This is a genomic window from Acinetobacter sp. ANC 4805 (assembly GCF_022549495.1).
Lineage (GTDB): Bacteria > Pseudomonadota > Gammaproteobacteria > Pseudomonadales > Moraxellaceae > Acinetobacter.
This window is the reverse complement of record NZ_JAKZGD010000001.1, coordinates 510,550-527,077: the sequence shown is the minus strand read 5'-3', so window position 1 is coordinate 527,077 and position 16,528 is coordinate 510,550. Positions and strand designations below refer to the sequence as shown.

Sequence of the window (16,528 nt, the reverse complement as noted above, 5' to 3'; positions counted from 1 at the left end):
AATCAGTAAAAATCCACACAAGTTGTTCTTCTATTCTCTTAATGATCTTCTCGATGATTCGTCATCATCAAGCTAGGTCGGCTATGTTACTCTAACCTAAACTAAAGTCAACAGGTAATTTCGATATTTTTAAAACCTACCAATCTTCCCAAGAATCTAACCAATCTAGCCAAATCCTTGTTTCTCAACAAGTTTTTATCTGCATCACCGCCGATGGATGTGCATTCTACAGGATTCCTAACCCAATACAACCCCTCCGTTAATCTTTTTTGTTTGTTTGGGTGTTTTTTATACCAATTAGCCATTTTTAATAGGTTTTCTTTATCGACAAGAACTTTTTTTAAGCAATTAAGTTAAGTAGAATGTGCTCCTTGGCTCACATTTTGGCATTTTTGATTGAACATACGGTTTGCGGGTAAAAAATTAAAACCTATATTGTTTGCAGCATCAATTGCTACAAGCCAAATTTGTTACGCTATTTCAAACCATAATTTTTATGAATTAGCATTAACAATCTTAACTTATAGTAAATGGCCAAATACATCTCGTCCTATTATTTGTGTTGTAGATAATCCTGAAGCTGCAACACAATTTCAGTCAAGCATTAAACAACTCTCTTACGACTATCAGGTGCAAGCTATTAATGCGAAGGATTTTCCTAAAACTGAGTGTCATGTGGTGTACTTTTCGACAACATCACCACAACAACAGCAAAGTTTAATTCAGTCATATCCTTCACGTTCTTTATTATCTTTAAGTACAAATAACCTAGCCTGTGAAATTGGTAGTATTTTTTGTTTATATAATCAAAATACTTTATCTACTTTTAAGGTCAATCTAGATGCTTTGAGTTACTCCAAAGTTCATATCGATCCCCGAGTCTTAATCTTGGCGAAGAATACGGAGTAATCATCGTGATTTCGAATTTATATCAGTCCACTTCATTACGTGCGTTATTTCGTAAGTCTCAGTTCTCGATTTTTGCGCTTACCTTTGTCATTTGTTCCTTTACCTTTGCAACTATTTCCATATTCACAATGGAAACGTACGCCAAACAAAATTTACAACTATTAAGTCAAACGCTACTTGAACGAATCCAGCCCGCTGTTGTCTTCAAGGACAAAGGAGCAATTGATCAAATTTTAGCGGACTACACAACAGAACATGCGATTCGTAGTATTCATGTTTATGATCCAGAGCATCAATTATTAGCAGAAAGTACCAAGCAAATCGACCACACATCGTTTTTACAAAGCGTATTAGATAAATGGTTTCTACATGATCCAATCAAACTGACGGTTATTCATCATAAGAAACAAGTCGGCGAATTAGTTTTATATGGCAGCTCAGAAAATATTTTACATTTTTTAAAGACTATTATTCTTGGTTTAGCAATTTCAATGTTCTTCATTGTGATTGCACTTTTATGGTCTGTGAACCTTACTTATCGTCAAATTATGCAAGCAATCAAGCCATTAACGCATATCGCTCAATTAGTAAGTGACCAGAAAGCTTATAATTTACGTTTTCCGAATAACCAGATTAAAGAGTTCCAAAATTTAAATATGGTATTTAATGAACTCTTAGAAGAAATCCAGATTTGGCATACTCATTTGCAAAAAGAGAACCGCCAACTTTCTTTCCAAGCTCATCATGATCAACTGACCAGCTTACCTAATCGCCATTATTTTTATGAGGAAATTATCAATATCTTCAAAAATAAACAATACCGCCACAATTCTGCTCTTATTTTTATAGATAATAATAAATTCAAAATTATTAATGACCAATATGGACATTTGGCTGGTGATGCCGTTTTAAGAGAAATGGCTTCACGTTTAATGTTATCTGTTCGACAAGAAGATTTTATTGCTCGTTTGGGCGGTGATGAGTTTGCAATTATCTTACATACCATCCACCATGCGGATCATTTACAAGCAATTGCTGAAAGTTTACTTGCAAGTTGCAAAGAACCTTTGGATTTTAACGGTCAGCTTATTCATTTTAGCTTTAGTTTAGGGATTGCTTTTTCTCAGTTTGCTGATAATCCAGATGACTTGGTGATGCAGGCAGATCAGGCAATGTATAAAGCTAAAAATTTAAACCCACATTGGTTTCTTTATAAACCAGAAATTTAGGACATGTTATGCGCGCCCATACCATTAAAATTTCATTTGTAGCGTTGCTTTGCCTAACATTGGCTGGCTGTTTAAGTTTTGGCCCGTTGAAATATCGTCAGGTCAAAATGTTAAAAAAAGAAGGTTTTGTTTTAACAGATGAAGGTTGGAGTCTTGGCTTACCTGAACGTTTATTATTTGACTTCAATAAAGCAGATATCAAACCTGAACATCAAAATGAGATTATTCGTCTTGCAAACCAATTGAACAAATATGACTTGCATAAATTAAAGATTGTTGGCCATACAGATGACATTGGTAGCCCTGAATATAATCAAAAGTTGTCTGAGGAACGTGCTCAAAGTGTTTCTACTATTTTCATCAATCAAGCATTTAAACCCAATAATTTAACTGTAATTGGACGCGGTTCAAGCCAACCGTTTGTTCCAAATACCTCTGATGAGAACCGTGCAAATAACCGCAGAGTTACGATTATCATCATTCCTTAACATGTACAAATCTAAAAAAGCCAACTCAAAGAAGTTGGCTTTTTTAATTCATATTAATTCAATAATATCAATGGTCGGTGGCACTCGAAACCGAAATGGTACACCAACCATGCCTGTTCCAACAGTTACAAACACATCTGCATGTTCATGCGTGTAAAAGCCTTTTTTATGTCCTAAAATAGAGACCTTTTTCATGATATAGGTTGTAATCCACGGCAATTCGATTTGTCCACCATGGGTATGACCTGCAAGCATCAATGGACGCATGGGTAATTCAGGTACCATATCAACGGTATCAGGATTATGAGATAAAATCAGCCATGGTTTATCTTGTGGTAAATCCGGCATAAAACGCATATTTGCCTTACCTGCCCACAGATCGCCAATGCCGATCAAGCGAAACTCATCGAAATCAATGATTTTCCCTTCTATATCCATGACGTTATTTTGCTCTAAAGCTGCTTTTAATAATGATTGTATTGGAGGACCTGGATATTGCTCATCATGATTCCCAGGCACAGAATAAACGGGCGCTTGTATTTCCTTTAAAACAGAGAGTTCCTGAATCAAACGGTTTTCAGGTTCGTACGTCCAGTCGCCAGCAACCACCACAATATCAGGCTGTGCATCATTTAACTTTTTAACAATCGTTTTTAGCTGTCGCTCATGACCTGAAAATAATCCCACATGCATATCCGCAATAAGTGCAACTTTGACAGGTTTTATAAACTCTTGATCTGGATTTAAACGGTACTGATGATGCTTAATATGAACCAAATGCGGCTCAATAAATCGAGCATAAATCAATAAACTGGTTAAGCTGAAAACAAAAATGGATTCATGAAAGCTGTAATATGCAGACCAGCCTGCATATAAACTAAAAAACCAAAGTGGAATCAATAAATAAGAGAGATAAAAAGCAGCTAAATGTACAAAAGCTTTGAAAGGATGAATGGTTTCTGTTCTTGCTTGGTGTATCCATGCCTGAGCAAATGCCCATAGTGCTAAACCGATAAAAATAAGATAAAAAGTTAAAATAATTGTGTCTGAATTCGACATTACCACTCTCATTAATCTGACATTAGGGGCATACATCGCATCTCATATTTATAATGTTTGATGAAATGCTATACTCAAGTCCAACTTTTAATCAGTAAAGATTATGACGCAATTTTCTCATCTAAATGGTAAACATACAAAAATAAGTACAACTACTTACAATAAAAGTATGTTTGCGATTTATTGCAGTATTGCGATCACAATCACAGGATGTAGTACCTTACCAAAACATAAATTTGAAGCGGTACAGCAAACTGAAATTCAACCGATTGAACTCAACCAAACAACTTTGGCTCAAATCATCCAACCATTACAACAACAAAACCCAGAACTTACGGGCTATCACATTTTATTTGAACCTTTAGAAGCATTGGCAGCCCGACTGCGTTTAATTGACAAAGCCGAAAAAACTTTAGATTTACAATATTACATTTGGGACAATGACAAAGTCGGTGCTCTTGCCTTACATGCGCTGATTCGTGCGGCAGATCGTGGCGTTAAAGTTCGTTTACTTATTGATGATAATAATGCGAAGAGCACTGAAGGAATTTTCTTGGCTTTAGCACAGCACCCAAATATTGAAGTTAAATTATTTAACCCATATCGTTTTCGAAAATACCGCGCCTTAGATATGGTTTTAGACTTAAAACGTATCAATCGTCGAATGCACAATAAGAGCTTTATTGCAGACCATCAAGTTGCTCTAATTGGTGGCAGAAACATGACTAATCAATATTATAATGTCAGTGATAACTACCAGTTTTCTGATGTTGATGTGATGCTCGTGGGTACAGCAGTCACTGATATTTCACAGTCTTTTGACGAATATTGGCAGCATAATTATGCCTATGATGTACGTGAAATCGTCAATCAGAAATCACATCGTTTAAGCTATGAGAGTTTAAAACAGCAGCTTGATGAACATTATAAAAGAGCGACTGTGCAAAACTATCTAGATTTGACCAGTAACTCACAAGCAATTGATTCCATTATCAGTCGGGACATTCCTTTAAATTGGGTAAAAGCGGAAGTTGTTAAAGATTCCCCTGACAAAATCAAATCTAAAGCAAAGAAACAGGAACATCTTAACTTTCAGCTAATTAACCATTTAGAACAACCTGAAAAGAATATTGATTTAATTTCTGCCTACTTCGTACCTGAAAAAAAGGGCGCTAAAATCCTCAATGAACTTGCTCAAGATGGGATCGAAGTCAGAGTTCTCACCAATTCATTTCAGGCCAATGATGTGGCTGTCGTTCATGCTTTTTATGGAAAATACCGCCAAGATTTACTTGAACATGGTGTACAGCTTTATGAATTTTTGCCCGCTCCAGATAAAGACAATCTAGATAAGCACACAGAAGACTTGGCTAAAAAAGCAAAAGTGAATATCAAGGGTTTAAGCCGTTCAAGTCTACACGCCAAGCTAATGGCATTAGATGAAAAACAAGTTTTTATTGGTTCATTTAATTTTGACCCTCGCTCCGCATATTTAAATACAGAAATAGGGGTACTTCTGAATAGCCCACCATTGGCACAAGCAGTTCATGCCACCATGGATCAAAATCTGAGTAAATATGCTTATAAACTTGTGTTAGATGCCAATAAGAAAATTACATGGCAGCGCCAAACCCCTCAAGGCCCTGTGATTTACACTGAAGAACCTCGTATGAAATGGTGGCAAAAAGCAGGAATGAAAATTATTTCATGGCTGCCGATTGAAGGCTTTATGTAGTTTGATTACTTTCTGGCATTACAGCTAGAACTTTCGTTTGTAACGTAAGCAAACCTGCTCGCATTTGACGATCAACTTCTTTAGTCAGCGTATCAAGCGTATGCCCTTCTACGGGAATCGCAGGTAAAGTCAGTAAGTGTGCAGTGACTTTTGGCATTTCTAAAACATGTTGCACATGTTCGGCAAATGACATGTCGCCAATAAATGGTGCAACCATATCCAATTCACCTTGCTGATTGACATAGCAAATCACGCAAACTTGTATTGGACGTTGCGCTTCAATTGCCGCACCTAATAAACGCCCATGTACTTTTTTGACCTGACGACCATCAGTCGTAGTTGCCTCAGGAAAGAACAGAACGGGAATATCTTGTTTTAAAAACTCGGTAATTTGCTCTTTGATTCGAAGTGAATCACCAGAGCCTCGTTTAATAAATAGAGTTCCGCCACCTTTTGCGAGATTTCCCAAAATTGGCCATTTCTCAACTTCTGCTTTTGCCAAAAAGAAAATCCGTGCGCCAGAGCCAAGAACTGCAACATCCAACCATGAAATATGATTACTCACCCAAAGCGCAGGTTCTCGTGGAATGGTGCCATGTATCTGCACTTCGATATTAAAAACTTCACATAACCGTCGGCAAAAATATTGGACGTAACGTGTGTTAATTGGGTTATTTGGATCTTTGTATAGGCCATGTCGATAGATGAGATAGAAACCCTCACCAATTGTTTCCAGACCTGAGGCTAGTTTTTTACTGTACAAGCTCAATTTAGAGATTAAATTTAATGGTGTGTTATTTGCTACTGTTGCTTCTTGAGTCATAAAATCATTAAAACCGTACGCATGTATGCACATTGCATTGAACTAATTCACTTATAGCATGAGCATATCCGTTTATAAACGTTATCACCATGAGAAAAAGCGAATGTGAGTATAATTATTTTCAATTTTAAAAGATATTTTAGATCAATTAATATATTTAAATCGAATTAACAGATAAAAAGGTGATGTGATGAATAGACAACACACGACATCTCAACCTCAAATCAAAATTCCTTATGGTTATGCTTTAAGAATGTTCCTAGGTTGGTCAATTCTATATATCGGTGCACTGGTTGGCTTAATTGGGCTTTTACATCATCATGTCATATAAATGGACGAAGCCTTTGCCCTTTGCTAGAGGTTTATTCTAGAATAAGCGTTCAATACTCAGGATCTGATAACCGCGTGGAAAATTTTGAGCGACAACAAGTTGGCGAGCGAGCTATTCTCGTCAGCGTTTCGGTTCAACAACTTGATGATCTTGATACTGAAGAATTTCGATTGCTTGCTCAGTCCGCTGGGGCTGGAATCCTTGAACATATCACGGTACAACGTAATAGACCTGACCCCAAATTTTTTATTGGGTCAGGTAAAGTTGATGAAATTGCAGAATTAGTCAATGAACAAGAAGCGGAATTGGTTATTTTTGATCATTCTCTTTCCCCTGCTCAAGAACGTAATTTAGAAAGAATACTGAAGTGCCGTGTGATTGATCGTACAGGTCTTATTTTAGATATTTTCGCACTCCGCGCACGGACACATGAAGGTAAATTACAGGTCGAACTCGCACAACTCAAACATTTATCTACCCGTTTAATTCGTGGTTTTACAGGTAATTTAGAACAACAAAAAGGTGGTATTGGTCTACGTGGGCCAGGTGAATCACAACTAGAAACAGACCGCCGCCTCATTCGAGTGCGTATTACGCAACTTAAAGATAAGTTGATTAAAGTCCAACAAACACGTTTACAAGGTCGTGCTGCTCGCCAAAAGGCAGCAATTCCTACGATTTCTTTGGTTGGTTATACCAATGCAGGCAAATCAACGCTGTTTAATATTTTAGCTAAAAGTGATGTGTATGCGGCAGATCAACTATTTGCAACACTCGACCCCACTTTACGGCGTTTAGAATGGGATGGTATTGGTACAGTCGTACTTGCCGATACGGTTGGATTTGTGAGAAATCTACAGCATGATTTAGTTGAGTCTTTCAAAGCAACTTTGGAAGAAACACTAGAAGCGACCTTACTTTTGCATGTGATTGATAGCAGTAGTCCGAATATGCCTGAACAGATTGAAGCCGTAGAATCTGTTCTCAAAGAAATTGGAGCAGATGCACCAATCTTACATGTTTACAATAAAATAGACCTCAGTGGTGATGCCGCAAAAATTATTTATAAAGCAGCTGATTTGCCTGATCGTGTTTATGTTTCTGCGCATTCTGAACAAGGATTAGACTTATTAAGTCAAGCCGTTCAACAATGTCTTATGGGACAGTTACAACATTTCGACTTAGTGCTTAAACCTGCTTACGGTAAACTACGTACACAACTTTATACCCTCAATGTCATTCAATCTGAACAATACGATGAGCATGGTGATTTGCATTTATCAGTTTGTATTGCTCCCCAGAAGTTACAACAATTGATTAAACAAGCACATTTGCCATTAGATGAAATTCTTGGAGCAAAAGCAGCTTTATTTCAAAGACCTTTGGAAGAGTTCGAAAAATGACATTAATCATGATTATTGTGATGAGTGATCATTAATATATATGAGCGTTAGAGAGAAGATGAAAGAAATTGACTGGATGGCTTGGTTTTGCACGATTTTATTAATTATTGTATTTCGTGAAGGTGCTGTTGCCATCACCACTATCTTTCATCATCCCGAACTTGGAAATCTCGTAGGGCTGATCAGCTTGCTCACCACCTTATTAATCTGGAGAAGATTTAGGAAAATTTCCAATCGGCTTATTGATACCAATAACAAAATCATGAAAGAGAGTGCCTTTGCATTTCTGCCTATTTGTGCAGGCTCATTGATTATGTTGGTTCATTTAGGTAAAGAAATTCCTGTCTTTCTATTTGTTTTAACATTGAGTACTTTATTGCCATTATGGGTTTACGCCAAAATGGCAAAGCGTTGGTTATAAGGATCTATAAATATGTTTATGATTATTTACGGATTCATCATTACTTTTATTAGTTACCTCATCGCAAAACCACTGAATAAAAAAATTCCTCAGATTCCTTTAATTGTTTTTGCAATGTTTATTGTGATTGGGCTATTGGCTATCTTGGGTGTACCCTATGAACAGTACATAAATAATGTGAATGGTATCTTTAATCATTTGCTTGGTTATGTAACTGTTGCTTTAGCAATTCCACTGGCTGCAATGCGTTATGATGACTTACCAATTAAATCTATGATTGGGATTTTATGTTTTGCCAGCATCAGTGCTGTTGCACTACCTATGGGGCTTGCTTATTTACTCCATATGTCTGAACCAACGATTATGGCTTTTGCAACCAGAGCAGTCACTACGCCTATTGCGCTCAACATTGCCACGCTATTACATGCACCACTGATGATGGTTTCACTGATTGTGATTTTATCAGGTGTAATCGGCGCGGCTTTTTCTCCATTGATTTTAAAACATATCCATGATGAACGTGCCTCAGGCTTAGCTTTAGGTCTAGCTGCTCATGCAATAGGTACGGCACAAGCGTGGCAACGAGGCCCTATTACTGGGCGTTATGCTGCATTTGGCATGGCTGTGAATGGTGTTTTTACCGCAATTTGGCTACCTACCTTTATTCTGTCTCTCTCTTAATTTTTTTCTCAAATAACACATAAATATTGAACTGGTTGTCATAAATCCTACATAATGGAGATTCAAACGTTAAAAGGATTTTTAATGATGGGCAAACAATTATTCGGTGCGTTGATTTTATCTGTAATGAGTAGTTTTACCTTTGCAGAAGATATTACAGGTATGTGGCAAAGTATTGATGACAAAACAGGAGCGCCAAAAGCTTTAGTCGAAATTCGTAAAGAAGCGAATGGTGCTTATGTTGGTAAAATCGTAAAGATTACCCCACGTGCGGGTTACACACCAAAAGAAACATGTGTAGACTGTCCAGCACCATATACCAATAAACCTATTTTAGGCTTAGATGTGATGACAGGTCTAAAACATGCTGAAGGTCTGAACTATGTTAATGGTCGTATTTTAGATCCAAATTCAGGCAAAGTTTATAGTATGAAAGCCAAATTGAGCTCTAATGGCAAACGCTTACATTTGCGTGGCTATGTTGGCGTATCGGTATTAGGCCGTAATCAAATCTGGATTCGCGATGAATAATTTTTAAAACGATATCATCGCGCCGACCATCTATATTAGATCAAATTGATCACGGTTTAGCACTATAAAACACCTTTATTTCTTTCAGAATTAAGGGTGTTTTTTTATTAAATTTTAAAAAAATTCCTTGAAATTTCAATTATTAAAAAAATACACAATTGTAAAATAATGATTGAATCTAGGATTAAAAATCCGAAATAATAGAGAGACAATAATAGTGGCTGAGTAGCTTAGACATGTACACAAAACTTATTACGTTCTTCTTATTATTTAGTCTTAGCCATCTGACTTTCGCACAAGATATCACAGGTACTTGGCAAAGCGTTGACGATGTAACAGGAGCGCCGAAAGGACAAGTTGAGATTACCAAAGAAGCTGATGGAACATATATTGGTAAAATTACTAAAATTACACCGCGTACAGGATATATACCAAAGGAATTCTGTACAGGTTGTCCTGCCCCTTACACTAACAAGCCGATCTTGGGCTTAAACGTGATTACTAAGTTAAAGCATAAAAAAGACTTGTCTTATGCAGGTGGAAAAATTCTAGATCCAAACAGTGGTCGTATGTATAGTCTTGCGGCAAAATTAAGTAACAATGGACAACGCTTACATTTACGAGGCTATGTTGGCGTATCCGTATTGGGTCGTAGCCAGATCTGGATTCGAGTCAACTAAGTTAGATTTGCTTTCTAAATAACTTAATCATATTTGCATGTAAAACCGAGTTAAGTAATTAACTCGGTTTTCTCTTTCTCATAGAACTGAATGAGTACCCAATATCTTCAGCTTCTTGAGAATAAGCCTATAAAGCTACTTTTTTCTTAACAAAAAGTAGCTACAAACAAAAAAAGAGTCCCTATAAAGAGACTCTTTTTTCGATTTCTATGGAGTGCTTGTAAACTGCTATCCTTTAATTACCACTCATTATCTCAATGATTCATAATAAAAAAGTATTCACGATAGTATTTTAATTCAGCAATCGAGTCACGGATATCATCCATTGCTAAATGCGATGCATTTTTCTTTAAACCGCTCATAATTTCAGGTCTCCAGCGTTTTGCCAATTCTTTTACTGAAGAAACATCCAAATTACGGTAATGGAAGAACTGTTCAAGCTCTGGCATTAAACGATGTAAGAAACGGCGGTCTTGGCAAATTGAGTTACCACACATTGGTGATGATTTTGGGTTCACCCACTTTTTTAAGAACTCAAGTGTTTGCTGTTCTACATCTTGCGCCTTTAATTTACTACGGCGTACACGTTCAATCAGACCAGATTGACCATGTTGCTTGGTATTCCACTCATCCATTGCATTTAAAATGAGATCAGATTGATGCACTGCTAAAACAGGGCCTTCAGCTAAAATATTAAGGTTATCGTCTGTAATAATTGTTGCGATTTCAATAATCTTGTCGTTATCAGTATCAAGACCTGTCATTTCAAGGTCAATCCAAATTAATCGTGTATCTGGGGTGCTGCTCATAAATAGCGATTCTAAAGGGCTTAAAAACATCAATAGTAGCAAATTAATTACATCTTGGCTGTAATTCTATGCTGGCTTCATGCTATTTTTGCGATCTTCAAAGTGTGGATTTTTGGGACATGAATGGCTTTAATTCGTAAGCGTCGTTTAACCGAACAACAGCAACGTCGTATTGAGAAACAGCATAAATCACGTCAAGACGACATTGATACATCACAAGATCTAGATGGACTGGTTGTTCAGCATTATGGTCGCCAACTCGAAGTACAAGCTTTATCTGTGCCTGAACAGCACCCTGAAAAACCACAGATCGCTGAAGGTGAACCAGAACCTTTCTGGAAACCAATCGAATTAGACAGCATTTGGCGCTGTCATACTCGCACCAATTTAGAACTCTTGGTTACAGGTGATCGGGTCAAATGGCAAGCTGATCCGAACACAGGTTTAGGCATTATTACGGCGATTTATCCAAGACAATCATTGTTGACTCGCCCTGACCGTTATCACAAAGTCAAACCAGTCGCAGCTAATATTAGTTTGATCGTGATTGTATTCGCGCCTTTGCCAGAGCCTGCACCTACATTGATTGACCGCTATCTAGTTGCCTGTGCCGATGCCAATATTCCAGCCTTATTGGTACTGAATAAATCAGACTTACTCACCGAAAATGATCCAATTCTGACGCTACTCGGCGAATATGAAGCATTGGGTTATGAAACGCTGATTTGCCATTCTCAAGGTGACTTATCGGCACTTTCAGCACGCTTAGATAACGAAACAGTAGCTTTCGTTGGACAGTCTGGTGTTGGAAAAAGCTCACTCATTAATACCATTGTTCCTGATGCAGCACAGAAAACCAATATCATTTCTGAGAACTCAGCGCTCGGTCAGCATACAACAACCTCAACCCGTTTGATCAAATTTGGAACAAATGGTGCATTAATTGATTCCCCTGGTATTCGTGAATTTGGACTTTGGCATCTCAGTTTAGAGAAAGTTCGGGCTGGTTTTCCTGATATCGAGACACATTTAGGACTGTGCCAGTTCCGCAACTGCACCCATACCCATGAAAAAAATTGCGCCTTAAAACAAGCCGTTGACGCAGGTGAAGTTTTACCACGTCGTTTAGACAGCTATCTGCGTTTGTTAGATGAAATTCAGGAAGCACAGCAAAAAAGTTAGTTTTCTTGAAGTTTTGCCCTTGAACTAAGATTTTTGATCACCATAGAGATAAGTTATACTCAGGATCAATTTTGATTTTAACTTTAGGTGACTTGTGGAACGCTGGTTAGAGTTTATGGGGAATCACCCCTTCTTGTTTGGTGCGCTCGGCGTATTAGTTGTGTTGTTCTTTATTTTAGAAGGGCAACGCAATGGTCGTAAAATTTCACCACAATCACTCGGTATTTTGGTGAAAGCAAAAAATGCGATTTTGATCGATTTACGTGATGCAAAAGATTTCCGTGATGGTCATATCAGTGGTAGTCGCAACATTCCATACAGCCAAATCACAAGTCATGTTGATGAGTTAAAAGCAAGTGATCGTCCGTTGGTTTTTATTTGTAACTTAGGGCAAGTCGCAGGCTCTGCATTACAAAAAGTTGCGCATGCTGACAGCTATCGTTTAGATGGTGGTATTAGCAACTGGAAAGCTCAAGGCTTACCTTTAGTGAAAAGCAAAACCAAAGCTTAAGGAGAGAAGAAATGACAACCTCAAACGTCACAATTTATTCAACGCTTTCTTGTCCATATTGCGTACGCGCAAAACAATTATTGGAGCGTAAAGGCGTTGCTTATAAAGAAATTAATCTTTCCAACGAAGCCCCTGAAGTTCGTATTGAGTTAATGCAACGTACCAATCATCGTACAGTGCCTCAAATTTTTATCAAAGATCAATTTATCGGTGGTTTTGATCAACTTTATGCTTTAGAGCATGAAGGTAAACTCGACCAATTATTAGCTTAACAACACTCCAAGATTTAAGGAAAAACAATGAGCGAAGAACAAGTTCAACCACAACTCGCGTTAGAACGTATTTATACAAAAGACATTTCTTTTGAGGTTCCTGGTGCGCAAGTATTTACTAAACAATGGCAGCCAGAACTCAACATCAATTTATCTTCTTCAGCAGAAAAAATTGATCCAACACACTATGAAGTGTCTTTAAAAGTTGTGGTTCAAGCAAATAATGAAAATGAAACTGCGTTCATCGTTGATGTAACTCAATCAGGTATTTTCCTTATTGATGGTGTAGAAGAAGACCGTCTTCCTTACATCTTAGGTGCATACTGCCCAAATATCTTGTTCCCTTTCTTACGCGAATCTGTAAATGATTTAGTAACTAAAGGTAGCTTCCCACAATTGTTACTTACACCAATTAACTTTGATGCTGAGTTCGAAGCGAACATGCAACGTTTACAAGCGGATGCAGACGTACAAGGTCAAGCATAAGTAATTTCCCCTAGCCCTTCTTTAACAAAGAGAGGGAGCTGTGACTGTAGCAGCGCAAGGTAGGATGAGTTAAAAAGGACTGATTTTTCAGTCCTTTTTTTGTTTGCGAAATGCAGATTAAACAATCGTTCTAAACGTTAGGTTAACCCGTGCAGTACTGACTTTTTTGGTCGGTGGCAAGCGATGCAACCAGTAGGTCTGCGTGGTGTCTTTCATCACCAATAAGCTACCATGCTCTAAATACAACTCTACTTTTTCTTTACTTTGTTTATGTTTAAAGGCGAACTTCCGCTCTGCACCAAAACTGAGTGAAGCGATGGCACCATCTCGCTTAAGATCTGTTTCATCATCACTATGCCAAGCCATGCCCTCTTCACCTGTATGATAAAGATTGAGCAGACATGAGTTGAATGATTCACCTGTTAAGCTTTCGACAAGTACTTTTAATTCGAGTAATTCTTTTGTCCAAGGTAATGCGTATTTATGGATATTTGAATAGGTATATTCAAATGCCTGATCACCATACCAAGCCACTTTTCTTTTGGTAATAATTTTGCGCCCAAAAATGATTGCCTGATCATTTTCCCATGCAATGTTTTGCAGCAATTTATCAAGATAATCATCGGCAGACAAATGGGGAATGACTTTACCGTAGTACTGTACCGTACCATCATAAGGTAAATAGTTATGCGTTGGATCAGCTTCAATATCAAATAGTTGCATGACTATGAACACCCTCCCATGCAATCATTGCCGTTTTCCTCACTTGTCCCCACTCATATCCACCCAATGCACCTGTAGCTTGAATCACACGATGACAGGGAATCAGAAAAGCCACGGGATTACTGCCAATTGCAGTACCCACCGCACGCGCGGCTTTCGGATGATCAATCACTTTCGCCAATTCCCCATAAGTCGTGAGTTGACCCATTGGAATTTTGAGCAAAGATTGCCAAACCTTCAACTGAAACGCTGTTCCTTTTAAATGTAATTTAATTTTAGCCAATTGATTTTGATCTGTTTGGAACAGTGCCAAAGCACTTTGCTGAAGTGAATCTGATTGAGCGACAAACTTTGCTTTAGGAAATTGTGCTTTTAAATGCTGTAAAGCTTCTGTTGGATTTTCCACAAATGTTAAAGCACAAATTCCCTTGGATGTTGAAGCGACCAAGACGCCACCAAACAAAGTTTCTGCAAATTGATAAGAAATCGTTAAAGCTGCACCACCATTTTTATATTCAGCAGGAGTCATTCCTTCAATCTGAAGAAAAAGATCGTGTAATCGACTGGTACTCGATAAACCTGTGGCAAAGGTTGCATCAAAAACACTGCCCTGTTCTTGTTTCAAAATCTGCTTGGCATATTCAATACTGGTATATTGCAAAAACTTCTTGGGGCTTGTCCCCACCCATTCCGTAAACAAACGCTGGAAATGTGCTGGGCTCAAATGAATATGAGCTGCCACCTCATCAAGTTGTGGCTGCTGCTGAAAATTTTGCTGAATATAAGTAATTGCTTGAGCAATCCGTTGATAATGTTGCTGTGAGGACATAGACCACCTCTCATCATTCACATTTTCACTGTATCAATTTTAGAATGCAGTGAAAATCTGAATCATGCTCAATCTAACCTGTGTATGCTCAACCATCAACCATACATAAAAAAGCTGCCCTCATTTAAGCGCAGCTTTTTATATAAAGATCACAAAACGACTTTAGCCGATCACACGAGATTGCCAATCAATAACTCTAGCAATGCTGAATCTGATAATAAGATCAGTGCGTGTAGTATTTATGCCCTTGATCACGTAACTCAGCAATTTTTTTACCTTGTTTCTTCGCTTCATCTAATTTACCTGCTTGCACAAGCACTTTAGCCTTATCAATCTCAACAATAATTTGATCAAATAAAACGCTTGAAGTTGCGACTTTATCCGTCGTATTCGCTGCCAATTTATATTGTTTTGAATGCACTGCGGCAGTACGCATATTATTTAAAGCCGTTGTCGCCGCTTGTGGGTTTTCAGCTTGGTTAAACGCTTTATAGTTTTTACCTAATGCTTTCATATCATCAGATAGACCAGCAGCCATAACGGTGCTGCTAAACGCAAAAGAAGACAACATCATAACGGTGGCTAAAGTTTTTTTAATCATCAGGATATCCTATCAAAAACTGTGGCTAGGGTTGATTGATCATATGCAAAGAGATCGAATGTTCGCTCGAATGCATATAATTGTTACGCTGCTTTAGCATACATAAAAAATGCTATCAGTTCGTTGCACTTTGATGAAAAGGTTAACCAAATTATTCCATTCTGTTGACATTTCAACCATGCATTGCATGATTGCTTAAAACAACTCAAACCATGTTATTGCTCTGCATCGACAACAGACTGACCATGAATTGATCCTTTGAACGAAGCTATTCATGGCTTTGCTTACTGCTTTATGATGTCACACATCTAAATCACAAGAATAAGAGAGAACAGAATGCCATTTACACCCTTACATTTGGGCCTTGGGGCTTGCTGCAAAGCAGTTGGACAGCAGCGTTTTAGTTTGATGATTTTTGCAGGTACGCAAGTGCTTATGGATATAGAGCCTTTATTGGGTTTGATTTACGGTTGGCAATATCTTCATCTTCACACACATAATCTAATTGGTGCGACACTGATTGGGAGTATTGCGCTATTGATTGGTAAGCCAATCAGTCAATGGCTATCACGATCCATTTTAAACGATAGAAATTGGAGCATCTCATGGAGAACAGCGGCGATCAGTGCCTATATCGGCAGTTTTAGTCACATTCTCTTAGATGCATTCATGCACCATGATGTTTATTGGTTTTATCCATGGATTTTGAAAAATCCCCTACTCGGTCTAGTTCCCTATTCCGTAATTTTTTATAGCTGTATTTGTGCCATTCTTGTTGGTGGCTTCGCATGGTTTTATCTATGTAAATCTAAAAATGAATCGTGA

The 16,528-nt window shown here is 37.8% G+C and carries 21 protein-coding genes; 15 read left to right on the top strand and 6 right to left on the bottom strand.

Features of this window, described 5'->3' with window-relative positions; all coding sequences use genetic code 11:
- Nucleotides 1-435: 435 nt before the first annotated feature.
- Genes MMP60_RS02570 through MMP60_RS02560 form a run of 3 tightly spaced genes read left to right on the top strand, consistent with a single transcriptional unit; the run spans nucleotide 436 to nucleotide 2,626 of the window.
- A complete protein-coding gene (locus tag MMP60_RS02570) occupies nucleotides 436-909 on the top strand; it encodes a YfiR family protein (protein WP_241334837.1) in 474 nt (157 codons plus the stop codon).
- Nucleotides 910-914: 5 nt separating this feature from the next.
- Nucleotides 915-2,138: a diguanylate cyclase gene (locus MMP60_RS02565; protein WP_241334816.1), complete on the top strand. Its 1,224-nt coding sequence runs from the start codon at nucleotides 915-917 to the stop codon at nucleotides 2,136-2,138.
- 8 nt (nucleotides 2,139-2,146) lie between these two features.
- Nucleotides 2,147-2,626, top strand: a complete 480-nt coding sequence (locus MMP60_RS02560; RefSeq protein WP_241334815.1) for an OmpA family protein — start codon at nucleotides 2,147-2,149, stop codon at nucleotides 2,624-2,626.
- A gap of 48 nt (nucleotides 2,627-2,674) precedes the next feature.
- Here the strand turns inward: MMP60_RS02560 and MMP60_RS02555 are convergent, their stop codons facing one another.
- Nucleotides 2,675-3,685 (bottom strand): metallophosphoesterase, encoded by a 1,011-nt coding sequence (locus tag MMP60_RS02555; protein WP_241334814.1) that lies wholly within the window; start codon nucleotides 3,683-3,685, stop codon nucleotides 2,675-2,677.
- Between the two features lie 169 nt (nucleotides 3,686-3,854).
- Here MMP60_RS02555 and MMP60_RS02550 point away from each other — a divergent pair, with 169 nt between their 5' ends.
- A complete protein-coding gene (locus MMP60_RS02550; protein WP_241334836.1) occupies nucleotides 3,855-5,420 on the top strand; it encodes a phospholipase D family protein in 1,566 nt (521 codons plus the stop codon).
- Here the strand turns inward: MMP60_RS02550 and MMP60_RS02545 are convergent.
- A complete protein-coding gene (locus MMP60_RS02545; protein WP_241334813.1) occupies nucleotides 5,413-6,243 on the bottom strand; it encodes a lysophospholipid acyltransferase family protein in 831 nt (276 codons plus the stop codon). The two genes, MMP60_RS02550 and MMP60_RS02545, sit on opposite strands and share 8 nt — an antisense overlap.
- Nucleotides 6,244-6,433: 190 nt before the next feature.
- Here MMP60_RS02545 and MMP60_RS02540 point away from each other — a divergent pair, with 190 nt between their 5' ends.
- The 6 genes from MMP60_RS02540 to MMP60_RS02515 all read left to right on the top strand — a co-directional run bounded on the left by MMP60_RS02540 (nucleotide 6,434) and on the right by MMP60_RS02515 (nucleotide 10,290).
- Nucleotides 6,434-6,574: a hypothetical protein gene (locus tag MMP60_RS02540; protein WP_241334812.1), complete on the top strand. Its 141-nt coding sequence runs from the start codon at nucleotides 6,434-6,436 to the stop codon at nucleotides 6,572-6,574.
- Nucleotides 6,575-6,648: 74 nt separating this feature from the next.
- Complete coding sequence (gene hflX / locus MMP60_RS02535) at nucleotides 6,649-7,977, top strand: ribosome rescue GTPase HflX (RefSeq protein ID WP_241334811.1); 1,329 nt, start codon at nucleotides 6,649-6,651, stop codon at nucleotides 7,975-7,977.
- A gap of 58 nt (nucleotides 7,978-8,035) precedes the next feature.
- Nucleotides 8,036-8,398: a hypothetical protein gene (locus MMP60_RS02530; protein ID WP_241334810.1), complete on the top strand. Its 363-nt coding sequence runs from the start codon at nucleotides 8,036-8,038 to the stop codon at nucleotides 8,396-8,398.
- A 12-nt stretch (nucleotides 8,399-8,410) separates the two neighbouring features.
- A complete protein-coding gene (locus MMP60_RS02525) occupies nucleotides 8,411-9,079 on the top strand; it encodes an LrgB family protein (RefSeq protein WP_241334809.1) in 669 nt (222 codons plus the stop codon).
- 84 nt (nucleotides 9,080-9,163) lie between these two features.
- Nucleotides 9,164-9,610: a DUF2147 domain-containing protein gene (locus MMP60_RS02520; protein ID WP_241334808.1), complete on the top strand. Its 447-nt coding sequence runs from the start codon at nucleotides 9,164-9,166 to the stop codon at nucleotides 9,608-9,610.
- A gap of 236 nt (nucleotides 9,611-9,846) precedes the next feature.
- The gene (locus MMP60_RS02515) at nucleotides 9,847-10,290 is read left to right on the top strand and encodes a DUF2147 domain-containing protein (protein WP_241334807.1); all 444 of its coding nucleotides are present in this window, start codon (nucleotides 9,847-9,849) and stop codon (nucleotides 10,288-10,290) included.
- A 254-nt stretch (nucleotides 10,291-10,544) separates the two neighbouring features.
- On the opposite strand, the gene orn is transcribed toward MMP60_RS02515, so the two are convergent.
- The gene (gene orn / locus MMP60_RS02510) at nucleotides 10,545-11,099 is read right to left on the bottom strand and encodes an oligoribonuclease (protein ID WP_241334806.1); all 555 of its coding nucleotides are present in this window, start codon (nucleotides 11,097-11,099) and stop codon (nucleotides 10,545-10,547) included.
- A 123-nt stretch (nucleotides 11,100-11,222) separates the two neighbouring features.
- Between orn and rsgA the strand changes: the two genes are divergently transcribed.
- From rsgA to secB, 4 genes are all read left to right on the top strand, one after another.
- Nucleotides 11,223-12,281: a ribosome small subunit-dependent GTPase A gene (gene rsgA / locus MMP60_RS02505; RefSeq protein ID WP_241334805.1), complete on the top strand. Its 1,059-nt coding sequence runs from the start codon at nucleotides 11,223-11,225 to the stop codon at nucleotides 12,279-12,281.
- Nucleotides 12,282-12,375: 94 nt separating this feature from the next.
- Entirely contained in the window at nucleotides 12,376-12,792 is a 417-nt protein-coding gene (locus MMP60_RS02500) for a rhodanese-like domain-containing protein (RefSeq protein WP_023274712.1), read from the top strand.
- Between the two features lie 11 nt (nucleotides 12,793-12,803).
- Nucleotides 12,804-13,064 (top strand): glutaredoxin 3, encoded by a 261-nt coding sequence (gene grxC, locus MMP60_RS02495; protein WP_241334804.1) that lies wholly within the window; start codon nucleotides 12,804-12,806, stop codon nucleotides 13,062-13,064.
- A 27-nt stretch (nucleotides 13,065-13,091) separates the two neighbouring features.
- On the top strand, nucleotides 13,092-13,550 hold the full coding sequence (gene secB / locus MMP60_RS02490; RefSeq protein ID WP_241334803.1) for a protein-export chaperone SecB: 459 nt from the start codon (nucleotides 13,092-13,094) through the stop codon (nucleotides 13,548-13,550).
- Nucleotides 13,551-13,667: 117 nt separating this feature from the next.
- Here secB and MMP60_RS02485 read toward each other — a convergent pair whose 3' ends face one another.
- From MMP60_RS02485 to MMP60_RS02475, 3 genes are all read right to left on the bottom strand, one after another.
- Complete coding sequence (locus MMP60_RS02485) at nucleotides 13,668-14,273, bottom strand: alpha-ketoglutarate-dependent dioxygenase AlkB (RefSeq protein ID WP_241334802.1); 606 nt, start codon at nucleotides 14,271-14,273, stop codon at nucleotides 13,668-13,670.
- Nucleotides 14,260-15,102, bottom strand: a complete 843-nt coding sequence (locus MMP60_RS02480; protein ID WP_241334801.1) for a methylated-DNA--[protein]-cysteine S-methyltransferase — start codon at nucleotides 15,100-15,102, stop codon at nucleotides 14,260-14,262. The genes MMP60_RS02485 and MMP60_RS02480 overlap by 14 nt, the downstream gene beginning before the upstream one ends.
- Before the next feature lie 223 nt (nucleotides 15,103-15,325).
- On the bottom strand, nucleotides 15,326-15,703 hold the full coding sequence (locus MMP60_RS02475) for a cytochrome b562 (RefSeq protein WP_241334800.1): 378 nt from the start codon (nucleotides 15,701-15,703) through the stop codon (nucleotides 15,326-15,328).
- A 336-nt stretch (nucleotides 15,704-16,039) separates the two neighbouring features.
- Between MMP60_RS02475 and MMP60_RS02470 the strand changes: the two genes are divergently transcribed.
- Nucleotides 16,040-16,528: a DUF4184 family protein gene (locus MMP60_RS02470; protein ID WP_241334799.1), complete on the top strand. Its 489-nt coding sequence runs from the start codon at nucleotides 16,040-16,042 to the stop codon at nucleotides 16,526-16,528.